This window comes from Desulfomonile tiedjei, assembly GCA_016212925.1.
Taxonomy (GTDB): Bacteria; Desulfobacterota; Desulfomonilia; order Desulfomonilales; family Desulfomonilaceae; genus JACRDF01.
In genome coordinates, this window is sequence record JACRDF010000005.1 from 1 (window position 1) to 4,661 (window position 4,661).

6 protein-coding genes are annotated in these 4,661 nt (G+C 53.6%); all 6 read left to right on the forward strand.

Going from position 1 to position 4,661, the window contains the following annotated elements; all coding sequences use genetic code 11:
• On the forward strand, positions 1 to 1,083 hold a 1,083-nt coding region (locus HY913_02540; GenBank protein ID MBI4962131.1), incomplete at its 5' end, for an efflux RND transporter permease subunit.
• A gap of 250 nt (positions 1,084 to 1,333) precedes the next feature.
• Entirely contained in the window at positions 1,334 to 1,612 is a 279-nt protein-coding gene (locus HY913_02545; protein MBI4962132.1) for a BrnT family toxin, read from the forward strand.
• Entirely contained in the window at positions 1,599 to 1,904 is a 306-nt protein-coding gene (locus HY913_02550) for a hypothetical protein (GenBank protein ID MBI4962133.1), read from the forward strand. Before HY913_02545 ends, HY913_02550 begins: the two co-directional genes overlap by 14 nt.
• 760 nt (positions 1,905 to 2,664) lie before the next feature.
• The gene (locus HY913_02555; GenBank protein MBI4962134.1) at positions 2,665 to 3,669 is read left to right on the forward strand and encodes a hypothetical protein; all 1,005 of its coding nucleotides are present in this window, start codon (positions 2,665 to 2,667) and stop codon (positions 3,667 to 3,669) included.
• Between the two features lie 84 nt (positions 3,670 to 3,753).
• Positions 3,754 to 4,179 carry a GNAT family N-acetyltransferase gene (locus HY913_02560; protein MBI4962135.1) on the forward strand — a complete coding sequence of 142 codons (426 nt, stop codon included), beginning with the start codon at positions 3,754 to 3,756 and terminating at the stop codon, positions 4,177 to 4,179.
• Positions 4,180 to 4,250: 71 nt separating this feature from the next.
• A partial coding sequence (locus HY913_02565) for a hypothetical protein (GenBank protein MBI4962136.1) occupies positions 4,251 to 4,661 on the forward strand: 411 nt, incomplete at its 3' end.

Consider the following 4,661-nt stretch of genomic DNA (forward strand, 5'->3'; position numbering starts at 1 on the left):
CGCATGCCGCATGTCGAGGATGTGCAGGACGACTACGTGGCCGGGCTGCCGTCGGTGCGCGTGCGCATCGACCGCCAGAAGGCGGCCCTGTTCGATCTTTCCAGCAACGCCATCGGCGCGGCCCTCAAGACGGCCTACAACGGCCTGGATGTCTCGACCTACTACGAGGGCGACGAAGATTACGACATCACCATCACCCTGGCCGAAGCGGACCGGCGCGTGATGGATGTGCTGCACAAGTTGATGATCCCCACCCCGGCCGGCCCCATGGTGCCGCTGACCACCCTGGCCAAGGTCGATTACAGCGGCAGCGTGGGCGACATCGTGCGCATCGACCACGACCGCGTGGTGACCGTCAAGGCCCACGTGGACGAGGAGCGCATCCCGGGGGCTGTGGCCCGCGTCCAGGCCGAACGGCTGCTGGCCGACTTTCCGCTGCCGGCCGGCTACACCCTCAAGTTCACGGGCGAAAACGAATTCCAGAAGGAGTCCGAAGATTTCCTGGGCAAGGCCTTCGTCGTCTCGCTGCTGCTGATCTTCCTGATCCTGGTGGCCATGTTCAACTCCGTGTCCCAGCCCCTGATCATTCTCACCTCCGTAGTACTCTCTTTGGGCGGCGCCTTCCTCGGTCTCACCGTCCTGCAGGAGCCGTTCGGCATCATCATGTCGGGCGTGGGGCTGGTCTCGCTGGTGGGCGTGGTGGTCAACAACGCCCTGGTGCTCATCGACTACACCAACCAGCTCCGCCGCCGCGGCATGCCGCTCGACGAGGCCGTGGTGGCCGCCGGCGCCACGCGCCTGCGCGCCGTGATCATGGGCTCGGTGTGCACCGTCCTGGGCGTCATCCCCATGATCGCCGGCGTCTCCTACGACTTCCACCAGATGGCCATCGCCTGGCAGAGCGAATCCACCCTCTGGTGGCGCACCATGTCCACCATGGTGGCCGCCGGCCTGATGGTCTCCACCCTGCTGACCCTGGTCGTCGTGCCCATCGTCTACGCCCTGGTCGAAAATTCCAAAATACGGCTGTCCACCCTGCTGAGCCAAATCAAGGCCTGGTACCTGAAGCCCTTCGCCCAGTAAGCGCGCCTCACCCGCGCCCCCCTGTAGGGACGAACCTTGTGTTCGCCCTACGGGAACCCCATGTTCACGCTATGGCACCTGCCGAACGCCTGACCAAAGGTCGCTTTCACGCCGACGGGTACCACCGGTTGTGCCGCAAAACAACCGGCACTGGCGTGCCTTGGGCAAGAATGTTTGTTTTTTCAGTAGGTTTGTGATTTAGGAACTTCATCTGGTCCCATCAAAAGGAATTGAAAATGGGAAGGATCAAATGAAACTGACGTTTGAATGGGATGAGGTTAAGGCGAATGATAACCTTTTGAAACACAAGGTATCTTTCGATGAAGGCAAAACAATTTTCAATGACCCATTTTTACTTACCTATTCAGACATTGATAATTCCGAAATGGAGGGGCGCTATATCAACATCGGTGTGTCCGCCAAGGACCGGATTCTCGTTTTGATTCATACAGAGAGACGGGGTAAGATACGGATCATCAGTTGCCGCAAGGCAACAGCGCGTGAAAGGAGATATTATGAAGAAGGTTAAGGTCGAAAAGTCGGAGACCGTGAAAGATATGAAACCGGAATATGACTTTTCCACAATGAAGGGTGGAGTCCGGGGCAAGTACTACAAGGCGTACCGTTCGGGCCATAAAGTTGTTGTTCACAAAGAAGACGGCACCGACTCGCTTCAATACTTCAAGCTTGAAGAGGGCGCGGTCATGCTGGAACCGGACGTGAAAAAATATTTTCCAACTTCCGACTCGGTCAATAAGGCGCTTAGGTCGCTGATTGAGATCCTTCCGCTTAAAAAGAGCGCGATCGGTCGTCGGAAATGATGATATACAAGTGAAGAGCATGGGGTCAAAGGAACACTTCTTGTCCGAAAATCGCAGTCAACTGAGGGTTTATAAGGTAAATTCACAATTCAAGGTTTGACCCTTGCTCCCCACATGTTCGCCAGCAGTCACGAGGTCAACTATTATGGAGAAGGGACAATGGGCACTTCTTTGGGATAGGGCGAAGGAGCTCGAATCCCAGATACCAAGTCGGAAACGCAAAGCATATTCGGAATTATGCAAACAATTTCCTGATCAGGCACAAAGACATAGAAACTTCGGCGCGCTATCCTTAGCTGGCCGTCGGGGTAAATTAGCGGGTGATGTTGCATCTGCAGTTGCTGAAAGTGAGCGAAAGATTAATGAGCTCATTTCCGAAGCAAAAAAATGTCGTGAAGAGAGTGAACGTCTTTTAGAGGAACGCAGACGATCAGATACTAGAAAAATTTTGGATGCTACAAAGGAACCAATTCCTCCAGGACCTTTTCCAAAATTGCGCGAATGCAAGATGTATTCACTAAGACACGACTGTAATGATGGGGAGACTTCAACTTCGCGGTGGAATAGGTGCGAATATATGAAGTACGATAACAGTAAATCGATTTTAGACCCAAGGCGGTGGGTTTGTACAGCGCCGGAGTAGCTCACCAAAAGCTTTTGGCGAACAAGTGGCTTTACGCGGACTCAGGCCAAAAGCGGTCCTCGCCGTAAGCCACAACGTTGAGCAGGATACGGCTTTCCGCTTCTACAGGTAACTGTCATGAAAGTGTTTATTGCCAACTTTGGTCGCGAGAACCATCTCTGGCCTTCGTGCCTCAAGGGCTCGACAATTGCGACGCTTGAGGACAAAGATTTACGAACGCTCTGGCTGTCTGGCGACCGCGAAGGCTATATCGCGCAGTGCATTGCAAAGAAGAAAACCGCGGCTGGTTTAACGCCTACACGCCCCGTCGCATCCCGTTGGTTCAATCTCGCGCATATCGTCTACAAAACTGAAAACGAAATCTGGATTCATCGGGAGAAAGATGCGTTGTGGTGGACGACCTCCCGTGCAGGCGAGGTTGTAGTCTCTCTCGAACCCGCCTTCAAACCGGCGAGAGCAGGTGATAGCGTTTATGTTATTCGAAAGCCTGCTGATCCGTGGTCTAACACAAACAGATCAGGAAACCGCCTCGACTGGCGCGCGTTACACCCCAGGGCACGCGAATTTCTTTTTACCGAAGGAACGCTCCAACGCCTAAGCGACGATAATGCCGAGTACGCACAAGCACTCATTGATGGAAATGATCTTGCAGCGTGGCACGCTCGTCCAACCTGGAAGGCAAAAGAGGAGAGCGCCCGCAAGGGAGCAGCAACGATCTTTAACGCAAAGCAGCGTGCGGTCGTAAGGATGGCCCAAACAGCTCGGGGCACCGTTGCTGGCTTGAACGGTCAGCAGATTCAGCGGACGGTAAAGAGCAAGGAACTTCATTTCACCTCGATGGAATTTGAAAAGTACATTGCGGACTTAATCGAGGCTCAAGAAGGGCTCTGCGCCATCACCGGCTTGAAATTACAGTTCGATGGGGAGCACGAAGATACTGAGCTTTTGTGCTCACTAGACCGGATCGACAGCGACGGGCACTATGAGCCGGGCAATCTTCAGATTTTATGTAGATTTGTTAACCGTTGGAAAAAAGCCGATAACGATGTCCAGTTTCGCAGGTTGCTTGACCTTGTACTTCTCGAAAATGCATCAATGCATCAAGAAGTAACATCCGTCTAGGTAATGCCCAACATTGGCTTTCGGCGGGTCGAGGCCAAAAAGCGGCTGCTTCCGCTGAAGCCGGCGTTCGATGCAGGCAATAACATGAATATCTCTCTCAAATACGGAACCGCAAATATCGATTGGGTAGCATTATGCGAAGTATTTAGACTGGCGCCCCTCGGTACGCGCGAGCCGGAAAAATTGAAAATGGCTGCGATGAACAGCCACACGGTATGTTCCGGTTATGCCGACAGGCGAATCATCGGCTTTGGTCGTGCCTTATCGGATGGTGAATATCAATCGGCCATCTATGATGTGGTCGTACTGCCGGAATTTCAGAATCGAGGCGTCGGCCAATCAATCATGGAAGCCCTACTGGAGAAATTGTCGAAAAATGCACCCGTATTGATCTACGCCGCGCCCGGAAAGCAAGATTTCTATCGCAAATTCGGCTTCGGAAATTTGAAAACAGGTATGGGATTGTTCCCAAACCCCTCGATGTCCAGGGCCAAAGGCTACCTGGAATGAACGGGTGGCGATAATCAGCAACCAAACCGGATGCGCTCTTCGCCCGCCATGGATAGAACAGGAGTTTATGGATGATAAACAACAAGGCCCTGGCCGTTTTCGAGAATTTCAAGATTCGGCGGATTTATGACGAGAAAGCGGACACCTGGTATTTTTCCGTTGTGGACATTATCGCGGCCCTGATCCAGCAGCCGGATTTCCAGGCGGCACGCAACTATTGGAAAGTCTTAAAGAACCGCCTAACGAAGGAGGAGAGCGAGTCGGTTACAAAATGTAACCGACTGAAACTGCCGGCAGCAGACGGGAAGTCTTATTTTACCGATGTGGCTGATCCGGAGACCCTTCTGCGCATTATCCAGTCGGTTCCCAGCCCCAAGGCCGAGCCGATCAAGCTCTGGCTGGCAAAGGTGGGCTACGAGCGGATTCAGGACATGAGCGATCCGGCCCGCTCGCTCGACCGCGCCCGGGAATACTGGCGGCAG

Coding starts and splice junctions, on each gene's coding strand:
- HY913_02545 (MBI4962132.1), top strand. CDS start 1,334: ATGAAACTGACGTTTGAATGGGATGAGGTTAAGGCGAATGATAACCTT.
- HY913_02550 (MBI4962133.1), top strand. CDS start 1,599: ATGAAGAAGGTTAAGGTCGAAAAGTCGGAGACCGTGAAAGATATGAAA.
- HY913_02555 (MBI4962134.1), top strand. CDS start 2,665: ATGAAAGTGTTTATTGCCAACTTTGGTCGCGAGAACCATCTCTGGCCT.
- HY913_02560 (MBI4962135.1), top strand. CDS start 3,754: ATGAATATCTCTCTCAAATACGGAACCGCAAATATCGATTGGGTAGCA.